Genomic DNA, 15,037 nt, shown 5'->3' with positions numbered 1-15,037 from the left:
ATAGCCGACTAATCAGAAAAACGTCTGTCGACGTTATAATCTTCAAAAAACATCCGGCTGAACGTCAGCTGCCCCTCTTCGGAGCGGAAGCCCCCGGGCGTCAGCCCGGTCATTTTGCGGAACACCTTGATCAGGTAACTGCCGCCGGAATATCCGACCTGCTCCGCGATCTGTTCAACGCTCATATCCGTCTGCCGGAGCAGCCGCATCGCTTGTTCAATGCGGACCCGGTTTAAATATTCGCTCGGCGTCTGGCCGACCGCGGCCGCAAACGTGCGCAGCAAATGGTATTTGGACCACCTGAGCCGTTCCGACAGCTGGTCGAGGCTGATCATCGAGCGGTAATTCGCATCCATATACTCGGCGGCCTGTCGCACTTTCTCCGGCCAGTTCCGGCGCTCGTCATGCGGCGCTACCGCATACCGGCACAGCTCAGAAATGAAAGAGTATACACAGGAAGAGGCCGTGTAAGGGTCGGTAATCCGGCCGTGGCCCGCCTGATCCCAAATCTCCAGCAGCGCGCGGACAGGCCGGCTTGTGGGCGGCAAGTAGGGAGCCTCTCCCAACCGCAGCTTTGCTTCCTCCCAATTCGGCAGGATGAGCGATGGGCGCATCAGAATAAACACGAAGGACCAATGCGACCCGCCCGCCGGAAAATAGTAGCGGTGATCACCCGGGATTTCGGCCATAATCGCCCGTCCCTGATCGATCGGGTACGTCTCCGTCCCCGACTCGAACATGCCCTCGCCCTCCAGCGTATACTGGAACAGCAGCAGCGGACCGTCCTTCCGCTCCACCCCGTCCCATCGGTACGACGGATGCCTGATCTCGTCCCGCCCGACCGCAAACAATTCGCACAGCGCCAGGTGCGAAGGCGCCGTGAAACGAAAGCCGTATGTGCCTGTCTCCGTACCGGATGCCATGCGCTTTCCTCCTATTCAAGCATGATCTTTATATGATAGGGCTTTGTTATAACTATAATCCTTCACCGTTCATGCGCATATAGAAAAAGACCGCCGCACTGGAGGCTTCCCCTCCATTTCCAATGCTATATTCTTCAAAAAAATAAATTAGCAAAAGGTAAAAATATCTAATGTTTCACGCAAGGAATCATTTGAAAATCGCGATAGATTATCCTAAGATATTAAATATCATTAAATCCTAGTGGTTTACACGGATTTATTATACTTAATTCATAGGGGAGTGACAAACGGATATGAACAAAAATTATGCATCCATCCTCATTTTTACGGTTATGCTCACACTTCTTCTTTCCGGGTGCGGAGCCGGCAATTCAGCCAGCGATTCGTCCAACGAATCAGAGTCCGCCTCCGGCAATGTCACGCTGACATACGGACTGTGGGATCAAGTCCAACAGCCGGCCATGGAGAAAATTATCGCGAAATTCGAGGAACAGCATCCAGATATCCATGTTGAGATCAAGTTAACCCCATGGAATGAATACTGGACCAAATTGGAAACGGCAGCTACCGGAGGAAACCTACCCGATGTATTTTGGATTAACGGAGCAAGTTTGCCGAAGTATGCATCCAACAATCAACTGCTGAATCTGGACGACTACGCGAAAGACACAAGCCTCGATTTCGGAAATTATCCTCAGGGCCTTGTCGACATCTATACATACGATGGCAAACATTACGGGGTACCCAAAGACATGGACGCTATCGGTTTATGGTACAACAAAAGTTTATTCGATCAAGCAGGCATCCCTTATCCGGATGAAACATGGGATTGGAACAAGGCCGTCGAGGCCGCGCAGAAATTAACTGATCCGGCCAATGGCATATGGGGGCTTCCCGCTCAGTTCCAGGGACAAACAGGATATTACAATACAATACTTGAGGCCGGGGGTGGATTCTATACGGATGACGGAAAGAAATCCTTGTACGATTCTCCGGAGAGCATTCGCGGCCTCCAGCTTCAGACCGATCTGATTCACAAGTATAAGGTTTCTCCAACGCTTGCCCAAATGACGGATACGTCGCCCAAAGATTTGTTTAGATCCGGCAAAGTAGCCATGCTGATAGACGGGTCTTGGAATGTCAAAGATTTTGCCACCAATGAGTATACCAAGAACAATGTCGATGTTGCTCTTCTACCTAAAGATAAGTTGAGAACAAGCGTCATTCATGGGCTGGCTAATGTAGGTGCAGCCAATACGAAGCATCCTAAAGAAGTCATCGAATTCCTTGATTTCCTGGGTTCCAAAGAATCTGCCGATATCCAAGGGGAAGACGGAACCGCACTCCCCGCATTTCATGGCGGACAGGAATTGTGGCTCAAATCGGTACCCCAGTTCCACCTGCAGAACTTGCTGGATATGGCTAACGCTGCAAAAGCATTACCGCGCGGACCGCAAAATGCCAAACTCGACGGTTTGGAAGAAGAGTACCTGAAAAGTGCTTATACAGGTGAATCCACTCCTGAGGAAGCCGCCAAAGCGTATGCCAAGGCCGTGAACGAAGCCATCGCATCCAATCCATAAACGTCATTGCATCGGAGGGAAACTCATGTGATGAATGCAAAACAACCATCCTCTATCAACGCCAAGCGTTCAAAGCTGAAGAGAAGGGAATATGGATGGGGATACGCCATGGTATTTCCCCTTCTGTTCGGCATGAGCGCGTTGTTCATATGGCCGGTACTGCGGACCATTTATTTATCCTTCACGGAATGGAGCGATTTTGGCAATTATCATTGGACAGGTCTGAGCAATTACATCAGGCTGCTCCGTGATACGGCCGTATACCATTCCCTTCTGCACACGCTTCAATACGTGATCATCTATGTGCCTGCGATTGTCATTCTGTCCACCTTGGCGGGTGTTCTGCTGAGCAGCAAAGTGCGCGGCATATCGGTGTATAGGACGATTTTTTTCCTGCCGTCCGTGTTGATGCCGGCTGCCATCGCCATGTCTTGGAAATGGATATTAAATGGCGATTACGGGCTGCTGAACGCCGGCCTGAAGCTGCTTTCGATTCACGGTGTTAGCTGGCTGACGGATTCCCGAACCGTTCTCATCGCCGTCGTAGGCGTAGCTGTATGGGGAGCGGTTGGTCTTCAAGCCGTCATTATCATATCGGGGATTAAGGGAATTTCCCCTATGCTTTATGAAGCGGCTTCCATCGAAGGCGCTGGCCGAGTGTCCCAATTTTTCCGGATCACGCTCCCTCTGATCACGCCGACCTTGTTTTTCGTATCAGTTACTTCGCTCATCGGAGCCATGCAGGTATTCGATCTCATTTATATGATGGTCGGCACAGTAGCCATCGATCATGTCAATACGGTTGTCTACTTGTTCTATCAACAAGCTTTTATTAAAAATGATAAAGGATATGCATCTTCCATTGCCGTTCTATTATTTATCATGATCCTGATCGTGACGGCGCTCCAATTCAAACTGCAGAAAAGATGGGTGCATTATGATTAAGGAGGGGCCGCAAAGATGACCACAGTCACGCACGCAAAACAGAAACGAAGATTCCAGCCTATGATCATCCATATCGTGCTCATGGTCGGGTCGTTCCTTATGGTTGTCCCTGTATTATGGTCACTTCTTACTTCCTTAAAAGCTCCTGATGAAGTTACCCGGATCCCGATCACGATTCTTCCGGGCCAGCCGCATTGGGACAATTTTCAAAAGGTCGCCGACCTGCTTCCTTTTATGACGTTTTATTGGAATACGATTGTAACGACGCTCGTCAAGGTGCTTTTCGGTTTATTATTTAGTTCCCTGGCCGCTTATGCCTTTGCCAGAATTCATTTTCCCGGCAGAACCCTGCTGTTTTTGCTGGTTTTATCGGTCATGATGGTGCCCGGCCAAGTCTTTCTGATTCCCCAGTACTTATTAATGAAAGATTTGGGGTGGCTGAACTCTCTGAAAGCCATTACCGTAACCGGTATGTTCAGCGCGTACTCCACTTTTCTGCTGCGTCAGTTTTTTCTTGGGCTTCCTTCGGAACTCGAGGAATCTGCCAGGATCGATGGGTGCAATCCCTTCCGCATTTACTGGAATATCATGCTCCCGTTAGCAAAGCCGGGACTGATTTCCGTGGCGATCATCTCCACCCTATGGTCGTGGAACGACTTCCTCTGGCCGCTTGTGGTCAACGATTCGATGGACAAAATGACGCTGGCCGTCGGACTTGCCTCCCTTCAGGGACAGTTCACGACAAATTATCCGGTACTGATGGCAGGCATGCTCTTGGCTGTATGGCCCATGATCCTTATTTTTTTTCTGCTGCAAAAGCAGTTTATCGAGGGAATTACCCTGGGCGGATTAAAGGGATAACGATTCAAAACCTAAATGAACTGGAGGGTTTCATATGGAAAAGTGGAACGTACTTGTAATCACGACTCATCCCGATGACGAAGTATCCTGCGGCGGCACGCTGGCCAAACTGGCCGAACAAGGCCATTCGGTAACCATCGCCATCGCGACGAACGGGAATCGGGGAACGCAGGATACGTCAGTAAAGCCGGAACAATTAGCCCAGACCCGCGAAAAGGAAATGGCGGATGCCGCCCGCATTCTGGGCGTGAATCAAGTGATCCAGCTCGGATTCGATGACGGAACCTTAAGCGAACAGCCGGACTTGAAGGAACGCATCTTCCGCCTGATCCGGAACGAAAAACCCGATGTGGTGATCACTTTGGACGCCTGGAGAAAATGGGAATTCCACCCCGACCATCGCGCCCTCGGTCTGGCCGCTGCCGAAGCCGCTTATTTGGCCGACGGCTACGGTTATTATCCGGAGCATCTGGAAGAAGGCATTGAGCCGTGGAAGCCGCGCGAGGTCTACCTCCTCTGGTCGGATGAACCTAATTATACGGTGGATGTCACTGACACATGGGAGGCCAAGCTTCAAGCCGCTGATTCGCATGTCAGTCAAGGTTCCGGAGGCAGAACGTTCAAGGAGAACTATTTGAGACATGTCCAGTCCGCTTCGAAAGATGGCGAGCTTCGGAAAACCGAATCCTTTCGTAAAATCTATGGCAGCTCATATCTCATATAAACCAATAAAACCGGGGGAGGATGAAGATGGATAAGCACAAGAACAATATCTCCCCAAAGGATGGTCTGCCCGATTCATTAAAAACGTTTCAGGGATTCGATGAATTTCAAATATTTACGAATCTAAACGAGGAAGAGTGGCGGATGCCCTTTGAATGGCATGAGCAGTTGGAGGTGTTCTATGTCTTATCGGGACGGGGGCAGTTTTATATCGATAACAAAACCTATGTGTTTGAACCAGGCGACCTGTTCGTCATCGGCAATCAGGAGCTCCATAAAAGCCAGCTGATCAACAACGAACCGTTTGAAGCCAAAGTACTTATGTTCAACCGGCAGCTTGCCGAAACCGATCCGCTGCAGGACGAGGTCAATCTGCTGTCATTGTTCGAAAAACGCGAGCCGGGGTTCTCCCATTGCCTTAGAGTCAATGAACCTTTAAAAAAGAAGCTCGAATTCGGCTTCAGTCAGCTGCAAGAGCATTACGACCATCAAAACCGTTATTCGAGCCAAAAAATCAAGTCACTCCTGCAATGGATTTTACTGGAGATCAAAGAAGGTTATGAGGACAATTCCCCATATTCTAAGATGGAGGACACGTCCCATGTGCATTTCAAACCCGTTGTATCCAAAGCCATGGAATACATCGCACAGTACTATGCTGAAGAAATCACTCTGGACCGTATCGCCGATTTTATCGGAGTGAATTCATCCTATCTGAGCCGCGTATTCAAGCAAAATTCAGGCTTTTCCGTCGTGGAGTTCATTACCTTCAAGCGCATTTGGCGGGCCAAGGAAATGCTCCTGTATACGAACCAGCGGATTACGGATATCGCTCATTCGGTCGGGTTCAACAACGTCACCCATTTTCAATGGACTTTTAAAAAAATGTTCGACATGAGCCCTGGGCAATACCGCAAATCCCCGCGCAACTATTACCACTTGGAGAAATACTGAGCATCTTCTCTGTTTCAAAACTACCCGCCCTATAAAAGGGCGAGTAGTTCCCTTTCAAGTCGACTACAGCTTTTTCCACAGTGTACGGTACCAATAAAAACAACCATTACACTTTTTCAGCCTCAAAAAACAAGTTACGCGTATGAAATTAAACTCCTTCCTAAACATAGATCTCCGTAACCATTCTTACAGCATCTTTAGTGATTATGAACTTATCGCAATTCAGAATGTCATATACATTCAGCGAATCGGCTTCTGTGGTTTGCACACCCGGAATGTTATTTGCACTTTTATAGATCATATGATCTTTTTCAGGTAGGACAATGAGCGCTTTTCGATCGGCACCCAGAGCATTCAGCATGGCAACGATGGTCTTTGTCCTGTAACTCTCTAAATGAATGCGGTCGACGACAATGAGCTCGTTATCTTGTACTTTAGCCGACAAAGCCGATTTGATCGCCAGACGCCTGACCTTTTTATTCAGGCGGTAACCATAGTCGCGCGGTTTGGGGCCAAACGCAATCCCTCCATGACGCCAGTGCGGCATACGAATCGAACCCGCTCTGGATCGGTCGATTTTATTTTGTTTATAGGGCTTTCGGCCTCCGCCTCTAACTTCGCCGCGGGTTAATGTGGAGTGCGTCCCGCTGCGCTTATTCGCGAGATAATTGACCACCGCTTCATGTAAAACGGATTCGTTCGGGACAATGCCAAAGATGGATTGTTCGAGTTCCATTTCACCGGTCACTCTACCATCCATATCATATACTGAAATCTTTAACAACCTAACTACCTCCTGATGATCCTCTAGACGTATCGTGAATTATATGCGTAGGAACGATCAGCCTTAAGCAAGCATAAATGGCGATAATCAGTTGTTACTCGTATGATTGATCAACTTACTTTTATGCTCACTTAAACCACTACCGAAATATTTACGATGGCATTCATGACTCTGACCTCCTCTTCCCTGCCTACATTTATACGTTAACAGATTGGATTTTCCTGATCTATATACCGAATGATGCTGTAGCATTTCGTAGCAACAACGTAAAACCCCCCCTGCAAGTCACATCATGCTTTCCTTCAGCACGATTTGCTAGAGGGGGGAACCCACTTCTACTTCTGATAAATTATTTTTCTGATCGCGTAGGTCGATAAATGGAACGATTCCGAAAGCTCCTCGACGGATGCCCCCAGTACATATGCTTTCAGTATTTCATGGTTTCTTTTATTGATCTCTTGTCGGGCGCCTGATAACTCTCCCCAGCTTCGATGTTGATTTTTTATAGCCGGTATATAGAGGTATTCCCCTTGTACAAATTCCTGTAATTTTTCAACCAATTCCTCCGGCAGGACGGCAGAGGCGTTAATGTATCTCAATGAGACTCACTCCTTGAAAAAATGGTTCAGACAGCAAAATTTCAAAATTTCACTGTGATCCGTACAGCTGACCGCATGCTGCGTTGATATCGGAACCGAACTGGGTTCTGACGGTAACATGGACTCCTTTGGTCTTTAAGATTTTAAGGAACATGCTGATTCCGCTGTGATCCGATTCTTTATAACTTTGCTGGGTGGCCGTGGTGGCATTGTAAGGGATGAGATTGACGTGATATAAATGTTCCCATGGTCCTCTTCCCCGCAGTAAATCAGCAACCGCTTCAGCGTGTTTGGCCGAGTCGTTGATTCCCCTCAAAAGGATATAAGCAATGTATACCTTTCGTTTCGTCGTTTGAATATGCTCATCAAGCACTTTCATCACTTCTTCTAGCGGAAAATGATGATTGATGGGCATGAGCTCGCTTCTCTGATCCGGAAATGGGGAGTGAAGAGAAAAGGTTAGATTCATCTGCGGAAAATCCTTCATTAATTTCTTTACTCCAGGCAGTATGCCTATCGTAGACACCGTAATCCTCCGATGCCCCAAGCCAAAAAGCTCAGGATCCGTCAGCACATGTAAGGCATCAAACACATACGGATTTGCAAGGGCCTCGCCCATCCCCATAAAGGACACGCTGTCCAATGGGTAGCCGTTCAAGTGGAAATAAAGAAGCTGGTCCGTGATTTCATCCGCTGTGAGATTTCTCTTCAACCCCAACGTTCCCGTAGCGCAAAAGGTACAGCCAAACCCGCAGCCGCACTGGGATGAGATACAATAGGATTCCCATCCGTTTTTATAACTTAACTTTACGGATTCGATATGCTCGTCGCCAGGGATAGCAAAAAGAATTTTGCTTACTTGCTTAGACTGCTGCACGATTTTGGGCGTAATGCTCAGCACAGGGCTGCCAATCTCCTTGATTAATTCGTTTCTTACGGCTTTAGGCAAGCTGCTCATTTCTTCAAAATGTCCGATTTTCTGCTTGAAAATAGCATCAGTTATTTGCTTGTATCTATAATCCGGTTGTTTCAGGATGGATAGGATCTGGCGGATTTTTTCATATTTCGTGATGTGCTTCAACGTTAACGATCTCCTTTTACACGGAGACAACGCAAAAAAAAAGCACCAGCATACCGGTGCTTTCTTGCGATACATTAACCAAGCTATACACAAACAAGCGACTATTTTAAAAACAAGTCACCTGCGATATTTATGCATAGAAGGATAAAGCTCCGGTATCCGATTTGTGATTTGGTGAACCTTGCCCAGCATTGCTCCCGAAGACAGGTTCACCTGATCATCTACAATCTCAGAAATCGTCATCGCTTTATCCCTCCCTGTTCGTTTGATATGAATGAAACTATCACAAAATGCCTCTCCCCGTCAAGCATTTGTCATGCTGCTCTGGCAGAAAACGCGATACGGGTTTAGATAACGGACCGGCCTGATCATGATGCAGCATCGGTCGTTCGTTTTTTATGCGAGTACCCTACGCTATCAGTCCATACCTCTTCCTTCCTTGATCATAGAATACATAGAACTTGATTAAAGGAGGACTTATGATGGCGGAACAAGTAAAGGTTAGCCCGCAGTTCAAAAGACTTTGTACCCAATTCGGAAAAATATTGGGAGGCGAATCGGAAATTGAAGCAGGTCCGGTTTGCTTTGTTACGCGGATGACGAATTTAAGAGAAACCATTCTGGGAAAAAGAACGCGTTCCCCTTTGGTTCAAATGCAAATGTTTTCCTTCGAATCTCTTGATAAGTCGGGCCGCGCGCTTTGTTTGGGTGAAACGGCCGTTCACCAAAATCAGGTGAATCGGTTGATGTCAAACCTCCGTAAACGCGGGATTAAAGTAACCGCAGTCCATAACCACTGGCTGAAAGAGCAGCCTCGCTTAATGTATATGCACTGGGAGTCTATTGACAATCCGGTTGCATTCGCCAGAAAAACAAAAGAATCCATTAAATTCCTGGGCTAACACAGTTAAACGGGCAGGCTGTATTATATCATTTCATGGGAGGATGATTTCGGATGGCGCAAGTTAAAGTAAGTCCTCGCTTTAAAAAACTTTGTAACGAATTCTCAGCTATTTTAGGTGGAACCGAGCACGAAATTACGAAAGGTCCGGTTTGTTTTGTCTCCAGAAATCGGGTCATTAGAGCCTCGATTTTAGGAAGACGTACCACTTCTCCTTTGGTCCGCTATCAACTTTTCTCCTTCGAATCCCTGAACAGTTCAGGCAAGGCGCTCTGTTTAGGCGAAACCGCTCTCTTCCAGAATCAAGTCAACCGCTTGCTGAGCAATCTCCGCAAAAACGGGATTAAAGTAACGGCCGTCCACAATCACTGGTTATTCGAGAATCCGCGCTTGATGTACGTGCACTGGGAGTCGGTCGATGATCCCATTGCATTTGCCAGAAAAACCAAAGAATCCATTAAGTTTTTGGGCTGAGGAACAACAAGGAGCAAAGCGCTTCATGATACTGGCTGCACCGCATGTAGAAGAAGTCCCCGAGCTTTCGAGCTCGGGGACTTAGGCGTTATTTATGAATAAGTTGGGGCCATTACTCTTCGTCGCCCTCGGATGGCTGTCTTCTGCCTTTTTTATCCGGTGAGACCAATTGCCTGGCAATCGTATACCCAATAAGGAAAGTAGCGGCGGATGTATTACCGTCCACCGTAAATGGAATGATGGAAGCGTCGGCAACGATCAAATCCTCTACCCCATGCACATGGCCTGTTCGATCCACTACCCCTCCCTTTTTTAACGGAGCCATACGAAGGGAGCTTTGCTGGTGGTGATTATGGTCGAAATTCTGTTTAATATACTCCTCCAATTGGGCGTCGTCCTCAATCATATCCAGTGTCGGTGAAACAAGCTGGTACGACGGATCGATGGATGCGAGTTCTGCGGCTATATTTTTCACATAGGTTCTAAAAATATTTTTAACGGCTTCCATGTCATCCGGATTGGCGAGAAATCCTTCATCCGCAAGCACGATTTTAAGCGGATCCTTGTTCTGTATCTTAATCGAGCCGCGGCTCTTGGGGCGCAAGTAAAGAACCGCTAAAGTTAACGTGCTGTCAGAACCAATGCCAATCAGTTGAACCGCCCGGCGATTGCTGTTTACACCCGTCGGATCAGGCAAAAAGGCTCCCCCTGTATAAAGTGCAGCCGGGTCATTCGCAGGCAGGGCAGAATCGTTCGGATTCGTAGTGAACACCGCAGTGTTAAGCGTGTGATTTCTCAATCTCTTCCCTACGTTCGGGTTACTGAAAACCACTGGGATCCCAGCTTCTTTAAGTAGAGCAGCCGGGCCTATTCCGGACAGCATTAATAGCTGAGCGCTATTGATGCCCGCAGATATGATGACCTTTTTTTGAGCGTAAGCACGAATGCGTCTTCCTTCCTTCAGGAATTCGACCCCTGTGGCGCGTTTCTTGTCAAAAAGCACGCGCAGAGCCGTTGAATTAAAGAACACTTTTAGTTTCCTGCCGTCTACACCGCGGCCGGAAGGCGTCATGATGTCCGGGGAGAGAAAGGCTGCGGAGGAATTTTCCCTTCGGCCATTTGGTTTTTGATACAACTGCCAGCGGGTAAATGGACCCAGGGGAGTTTTAGGATCGTTATAGTCAAGGATCTCCGGATAGCCTGTAGCTTTCTCAATAGCTGTAGTGAGCTTTTCCGCCATAGACGTGGGGTCTACCGGTGCCTGCCTAATATCGATCCGTCCATTGAATCCACGGGCGTTTAGATCATCGGTTTCTCCGTTATACTTCTCTAATTTCTTGAATCGGCGAATGGCCCGTCTAGGTGACCACAGCGGACCTAAGAGCTTTTCCCATTCCCTGAAAACGGCTGATGTAGGACGTACATACTGCTCACCGTTAATCGATGACCCTCCGCCTAAAAGGCGTCCTGTTGTCCATTCAAATGCCCGTTCATCCAGCTCCTCTTGCGGAACCCCTTCCCCCTGCCAAAAATATTGGGGAAAGAACTGTTCTTCCAATTCCAGTGCGAATGTAGAGTCCCTAATGGGGGTGTCTTTATCGTTGTTCCCACCGGCCTCCAGGACAAGAACCGATACTTCTTTATGATCACTTAATGTTTTGGCGATGACGGCGCCAGCAGGACCCGTTCCTACGATAATATAATCAAAGGTTAATTTCCGGCTCATCTAAGCTCTCCTTGTTATATGGTCTAATGTAAGGATATTACATTGACCTGTCCTAGGTTCCTGAGCCAATAAGAAAAGGGAATTCCGTGGAGCAATGGTGTTATCCCCTTCAGGTAGACAAACGAAAAAGGACATCGATAAGATACCATCTATGACCCGGCTATTTTTTCTCCTCTTGGCTGGTTGCTGTTGGCGTCCGGTTCAACGGTGATACCGATTTGATCAAAGGTCTGCCCTGCGGCGAGCTGGTAGGTCAGTATTCCGGATCCGTGTAAGTCCGGCTTGAATATGCCGCCATTTTCCCTTGTGCCGTTTTTCAGCAGCCAAACCTGGTAAACCTGTGAAGCTTCGACGCTGGGCAATTCGTGTACCTGCACCACCAAATTTTTCTCTGATCCCTGCTGGACAATATAGGCGATGCCGTTTGTTCCCGGGTGGCTGTGATTGGCTGCTTTTAAGGGAATGGCCGCTAAAATTTCAATAGGGATATTTTCGGCATGGCGATTTTTGTCCTGTACATTCGCTATTCCAAAGCCAATAATCGCGAGCAACAAGACGACCACGATACTGGCTGAAACTGGAGTGAACTGGCTTTTGAGCATCATGGCCAGCTTGCTCATCTTAGTCATGAATGTTTCCGGAACGCTTCTCCTTTTGTGATCAAAAACAAACCCCAGCACCTCACCTTTTAGCGATTCAGGCACCTCGATTTCGGTATAATCAAACGGCAAAGCATGCCATGCCTGGGACAATTCCTGATATTCTTTCTTGCAATCCGTACAATTCTTTAAATGTTCAACAAAGGCCATGTGTTCGCTCTCCTTGAGCTCATTCGCTATATATGGAATTAAATGGTCGCACTCTCTTTTCATTTTATTTTATCTCCTCCGGTTCCAGATGCTTTCTCAATCCTTTAAGAGCCTGGTGAAGTCTGCTTTTAATTGTGCCGAGCGGCTCTTGTTCCAGCTTGGCGATCTCTGAAAGAGAGTACCCTTTCCAATAAAGCAAATCGATTAATTTTCTTTGCGCCATCGGCAATTTGTTTTTCGCCATCGCAATATTATTCGTATTTACTCGTTGCTCGATTTCATTGTCAGGATCGGCGATCTCTTCATGTTCCTCTTGATGGTACTGCGTATGCCTCTTCTCTTTGCGAAGGTAGTCAATGCAAATATTACGGGTAATCGTGAGGAGCCAATTAACAAAGCTCCCTTGAGCGGGGTCGTATTGGCTGTTTGTTGTCCATAGCCTCAAAAAGACCAACTGAATAATCTCTTTCGTCTTATCCTCATTTCCATTGCAAAACTTCATAACAAAGCTGTAGACAAGCTTTATATATCGATCATAAAGCTCTTCTAATGCGTGACGGTGGTTTTCGTTTACCAATCTCATTAATTCCGCATCGTGTTTTTCTTTCATATGGCACTCCCTGCTATTGGATAAAAATTCATTGCAATTTTTCTATTCTAAAAGAAAAGAGAGGAACGACCGCGACTGATCGTTCCCTGGCAGGTTTATTCAAATTTTGTTTCGCTGTTTATGACAAACCATATATCTTTTACTCCTTGTCCGTTTACATCCCCTTCTTGCTTGTCTTTTGCGAAATAATAGAGAGGAAAGCCTTTATACGTGACCTGCTTCTCCCCGTTGTCTTCTCTTGTGATCGTATCAAAATCCTTTTTGTCAAAACCTTCCGGGACGGTGAAATCCTCCTGGGTAAATGCCGGCCAGTTTGCCAGGCATTCTCCGCTACAATTGCTTTTTCCTGCTTCGTCCTTTTTAAAGTAATACAGGGCCCTTCCCTGTGGATCCGCCAGGTACTTTCCAGCTTTCTCATTCTCCAAAAGCCGGAGGCTGTCAGCCGGAGCTTTTTCCGATTTAGTTTGATCCGTTTGGGCTTGATCGGGTTGACCCGTCTCTGTTTTTTCCTCAGTGCTTTTTCCGCAGGCAGCCAAAGCAAAAATAATCGATAGGATCACAAGGGTAAAAATTCCTTTTTTCATGTAAGTACCTCCCCGTTTTTTAGATTCAAGGCTTATCCTTACATCCAGCCCCATTTTTGAAAGATTTGGTGAGATTCTTCCGTTCTTAAATAATCAATAAATTGCATGGCCTCTTTTTTCTGATCGGTGAGATTCGTCAGGGCGATCGGCGTTCCACGATAGAGTTTTTCTTCGTCAGGCAGTTCGACCAGGTCAGTCACATCCTGGAGCCGGTAATGCCACGATTCATAGGTAATCCAGGCGTCCAGGCTGGAATTTGATTTCCATCTTTCAATGGCTTCGGCACTCGACTTTACGGAAAGGTTAATATTTTGGGAGATTCCTTCGATCAGCCCTTTTCCGCCTGCCAGGTCTTCCCACAGGCCAAGCTGGCCGGCCCCATTCACATCGATTATTTTTACTCCCTTTTTCGTTAAATCCTCCAGGCTTTCAATCTTCTTAGGATTTCCTTTCCTCACCAATATTCCCGCTGCACGCGGGTAAAGCTCCGTTCGTGATTTAGTGTCGATCATATCGGGGTGGTTAAAGATGAAGTCCTGCAGCATGTACTCGGAGCCACCGAAAATAATATCTGCATTTTGCTTTGCCTGGCCAATCCAATTGCCCTCTGGTCCGGCTGTTACTTCCACTTTGATACCCTTTTCAACTGTAAAATGTTCAGCAGCTTCTTTGATCGGTCCAAGTGGTCCGCCCGGCCCGTACACCCGGATGACATGATCACTTTGGCTGGAATTTGGTGTCGCCTGGGACGCCGGCTTATTGTCCATTTTTGCATAGGCTGACAATCCGGCAGCCGTAAAGACAAGCAGCAGTAGAACTGACAGGAACACGGTTTTCGTCATGATTCTTCCTCCATTTCACACATGATTTTTCCGGTACTGTTAAAGGAAACGAAGGGAGGCTGTAAACGGTTTGATTGTAATTGTAAAATAGTTAGATGGAAAATCAGCCATATTGGCAGGAACTGCTCCCCTTCAGCCGTAACAATTCCGATCATGCTTTCTGGCCCAACGAGTCTGCCTTGGTTGTCCAGGATTGATGTCACTACTTTCACATTCTGGATATGATCATGCTCATTCAGCACATGGTCTGAACTTCCAATGTGATAAAAATAGAAAAAAAAGACGACATTTCGACTTCCCTTGTGTAATAACAAGAGAATACGACCTTCATCGACAAGCAGTATTGTCGGACGCTGAACTAAGGCTCTCGCAATGGCCGCCCTTTGCATTTGCCCGCCGCTCAAGCTGTCAGCTCTATGATTCCATTTCTCAGCTAATCCTACCTTCTCCAGGTAATTCCGCTGGGGCGAGCAAAACAACCGCATCTTTTCTTCCAAAGGAGCAATTCATATTATTTAAAATTGTTTCTTGACCATAAGACTTGACCAAATTTTCCACTCTAGCAATATAAATCCTTATAGTCTTACTTTTAATATATTATGATAGTAAAAAATGGTACCTGGTCTAAAAGTACACAT

17 protein-coding genes are annotated in these 15,037 nt (G+C 47.0%); 7 read left to right on the top strand and 10 right to left on the bottom strand.

Annotated elements, in window-relative coordinates:
* Nucleotides 1-8 precede the first annotated feature (8 nt).
* Complete coding sequence (locus GCU45_RS25655) at nt 9-923, bottom strand: AraC family transcriptional regulator (protein ID WP_152401497.1); 915 nt, start codon at nt 921-923, stop codon at nt 9-11.
* A 461-nt stretch (nt 924-1,384) separates the two neighbouring features.
* Here GCU45_RS25655 and GCU45_RS25650 point away from each other — a divergent pair, with 461 nt between their 5' ends.
* Genes GCU45_RS25650 through GCU45_RS25630 form a run of 5 tightly spaced genes read left to right on the top strand, consistent with a single transcriptional unit; the run spans nt 1,385 to nt 5,989 of the window.
* Nucleotides 1,385-2,506 (top strand): ABC transporter substrate-binding protein, encoded by a 1,122-nt coding sequence (locus GCU45_RS25650; protein ID WP_244364259.1) that lies wholly within the window; start codon nt 1,385-1,387, stop codon nt 2,504-2,506.
* A 30-nt stretch (nt 2,507-2,536) separates the two neighbouring features.
* Nucleotides 2,537-3,451 (top strand): carbohydrate ABC transporter permease, encoded by a 915-nt coding sequence (locus GCU45_RS25645; RefSeq protein WP_152401495.1) that lies wholly within the window; start codon nt 2,537-2,539, stop codon nt 3,449-3,451.
* A gap of 15 nt (nt 3,452-3,466) precedes the next feature.
* Nucleotides 3,467-4,312: a carbohydrate ABC transporter permease gene (locus tag GCU45_RS25640; RefSeq protein ID WP_152401493.1), complete on the top strand. Its 846-nt coding sequence runs from the start codon at nt 3,467-3,469 to the stop codon at nt 4,310-4,312.
* Between the two features lie 34 nt (nt 4,313-4,346).
* Complete coding sequence (locus tag GCU45_RS25635) at nt 4,347-5,036, top strand: PIG-L deacetylase family protein (RefSeq protein WP_152401491.1); 690 nt, start codon at nt 4,347-4,349, stop codon at nt 5,034-5,036.
* Between the two features lie 26 nt (nt 5,037-5,062).
* Nucleotides 5,063-5,989 carry an AraC family transcriptional regulator gene (locus GCU45_RS25630; protein ID WP_167527225.1) on the top strand — a complete coding sequence of 309 codons (927 nt, stop codon included), beginning with the start codon at nt 5,063-5,065 and terminating at the stop codon, nt 5,987-5,989.
* A 160-nt stretch (nt 5,990-6,149) separates the two neighbouring features.
* Here GCU45_RS25630 and rplD read toward each other — a convergent pair whose 3' ends face one another.
* The 3 genes from rplD to GCU45_RS25615 form a co-directional block, all read right to left on the bottom strand.
* Nucleotides 6,150-6,773, bottom strand: a complete 624-nt coding sequence (gene rplD, locus GCU45_RS25625) for a 50S ribosomal protein L4 (RefSeq protein ID WP_152401488.1) — start codon at nt 6,771-6,773, stop codon at nt 6,150-6,152.
* A 335-nt stretch (nt 6,774-7,108) separates the two neighbouring features.
* Nucleotides 7,109-7,372, bottom strand: a complete 264-nt coding sequence (locus GCU45_RS25620) for a CD3324 family protein (RefSeq protein ID WP_116232485.1) — start codon at nt 7,370-7,372, stop codon at nt 7,109-7,111.
* A 49-nt stretch (nt 7,373-7,421) separates the two neighbouring features.
* The gene (locus tag GCU45_RS25615) at nt 7,422-8,453 is read right to left on the bottom strand and encodes a Cfr family 23S rRNA (adenine(2503)-C(8))-methyltransferase (protein WP_152401486.1); all 1,032 of its coding nucleotides are present in this window, start codon (nt 8,451-8,453) and stop codon (nt 7,422-7,424) included.
* 482 nt (nt 8,454-8,935) lie between these two features.
* On the opposite strand from GCU45_RS25615, the gene GCU45_RS25610 reads away from it, so the two are divergent.
* Together GCU45_RS25610 and GCU45_RS25605 are read left to right on the top strand one after the other, a co-directional pair.
* Entirely contained in the window at nt 8,936-9,355 is a 420-nt protein-coding gene (locus GCU45_RS25610) for a DUF1259 domain-containing protein (protein WP_076169217.1), read from the top strand.
* A gap of 53 nt (nt 9,356-9,408) precedes the next feature.
* Nucleotides 9,409-9,828, top strand: coding sequence for a DUF1259 domain-containing protein (locus GCU45_RS25605; RefSeq protein WP_152401484.1), 420 nt, complete (start codon nt 9,409-9,411; stop codon nt 9,826-9,828).
* Nucleotides 9,829-9,940: 112 nt separating this feature from the next.
* Here the strand turns inward: GCU45_RS25605 and GCU45_RS25600 are convergent, their stop codons facing one another.
* The 6 genes from GCU45_RS25600 to GCU45_RS34595 form a co-directional block, all read right to left on the bottom strand.
* Nucleotides 9,941-11,554 carry a GMC family oxidoreductase gene (locus GCU45_RS25600; protein WP_152401482.1) on the bottom strand — a complete coding sequence of 538 codons (1,614 nt, stop codon included), beginning with the start codon at nt 11,552-11,554 and terminating at the stop codon, nt 9,941-9,943.
* Nucleotides 11,555-11,703: 149 nt separating this feature from the next.
* Nucleotides 11,704-12,363: an anti-sigma factor gene (locus tag GCU45_RS25595; RefSeq protein WP_244364257.1), complete on the bottom strand. Its 660-nt coding sequence runs from the start codon at nt 12,361-12,363 to the stop codon at nt 11,704-11,706.
* 64 nt (nt 12,364-12,427) lie between these two features.
* On the bottom strand, nt 12,428-12,973 hold the full coding sequence (locus tag GCU45_RS25590; protein WP_152401478.1) for an RNA polymerase sigma factor: 546 nt from the start codon (nt 12,971-12,973) through the stop codon (nt 12,428-12,430).
* Nucleotides 12,974-13,068: 95 nt separating this feature from the next.
* Nucleotides 13,069-13,557: a hypothetical protein gene (locus GCU45_RS25585; protein ID WP_152401476.1), complete on the bottom strand. Its 489-nt coding sequence runs from the start codon at nt 13,555-13,557 to the stop codon at nt 13,069-13,071.
* A gap of 38 nt (nt 13,558-13,595) precedes the next feature.
* Complete coding sequence (locus GCU45_RS25580) at nt 13,596-14,399, bottom strand: substrate-binding domain-containing protein (RefSeq protein ID WP_152401474.1); 804 nt, start codon at nt 14,397-14,399, stop codon at nt 13,596-13,598.
* Complete coding sequence (locus tag GCU45_RS34595) at nt 14,396-14,896, bottom strand: ATP-binding cassette domain-containing protein (RefSeq protein ID WP_425281229.1); 501 nt, start codon at nt 14,894-14,896, stop codon at nt 14,396-14,398. Before GCU45_RS34595 ends, GCU45_RS25580 begins: the two co-directional genes overlap by 4 nt.
* Between the last annotated feature and the right edge of the window lie 141 nt (nt 14,897-15,037).

The sequence above is a fragment of the Paenibacillus cellulositrophicus genome (genome assembly GCF_009363095.1).
GTDB classification, from domain to species: Bacteria; Bacillota; Bacilli; order Paenibacillales; family Paenibacillaceae; genus Paenibacillus_AQ; species Paenibacillus_AQ favisporus.
Note: the sequence above shows the minus strand (reverse complement) of the source record. Positions and strands in the feature narration are given on the sequence as shown.

Coding starts and splice junctions, on each gene's coding strand:
- GCU45_RS25600 (WP_152401482.1), bottom strand. CDS start 11,554: ATGAGCCGGAAATTAACCTTTGATTATATTATCGTAGGAACGGGTCCT.
- GCU45_RS25635 (WP_152401491.1), top strand. CDS start 4,347: ATGGAAAAGTGGAACGTACTTGTAATCACGACTCATCCCGATGACGAA.
- GCU45_RS25610 (WP_076169217.1), top strand. CDS start 8,936: ATGGCGGAACAAGTAAAGGTTAGCCCGCAGTTCAAAAGACTTTGTACC.
- GCU45_RS25590 (WP_152401478.1), bottom strand. CDS start 12,973: ATGAAAGAAAAACACGATGCGGAATTAATGAGATTGGTAAACGAAAAC.
- GCU45_RS25595 (WP_244364257.1), bottom strand. CDS start 12,363: ATGGCCTTTGTTGAACATTTAAAGAATTGTACGGATTGCAAGAAAGAA.
- GCU45_RS25640 (WP_152401493.1), top strand. CDS start 3,467: ATGACCACAGTCACGCACGCAAAACAGAAACGAAGATTCCAGCCTATG.
- GCU45_RS25630 (WP_167527225.1), top strand. CDS start 5,063: ATGGATAAGCACAAGAACAATATCTCCCCAAAGGATGGTCTGCCCGAT.
- GCU45_RS25655 (WP_152401497.1), bottom strand. CDS start 923: ATGGCATCCGGTACGGAGACAGGCACATACGGCTTTCGTTTCACGGCG.
- GCU45_RS25650 (WP_244364259.1), top strand. CDS start 1,385: ATGGAGAAAATTATCGCGAAATTCGAGGAACAGCATCCAGATATCCAT.
- GCU45_RS25645 (WP_152401495.1), top strand. CDS start 2,537: ATGAATGCAAAACAACCATCCTCTATCAACGCCAAGCGTTCAAAGCTG.
- GCU45_RS25585 (WP_152401476.1), bottom strand. CDS start 13,557: ATGAAAAAAGGAATTTTTACCCTTGTGATCCTATCGATTATTTTTGCT.
- GCU45_RS25580 (WP_152401474.1), bottom strand. CDS start 14,399: ATGACGAAAACCGTGTTCCTGTCAGTTCTACTGCTGCTTGTCTTTACG.
- GCU45_RS25605 (WP_152401484.1), top strand. CDS start 9,409: ATGGCGCAAGTTAAAGTAAGTCCTCGCTTTAAAAAACTTTGTAACGAA.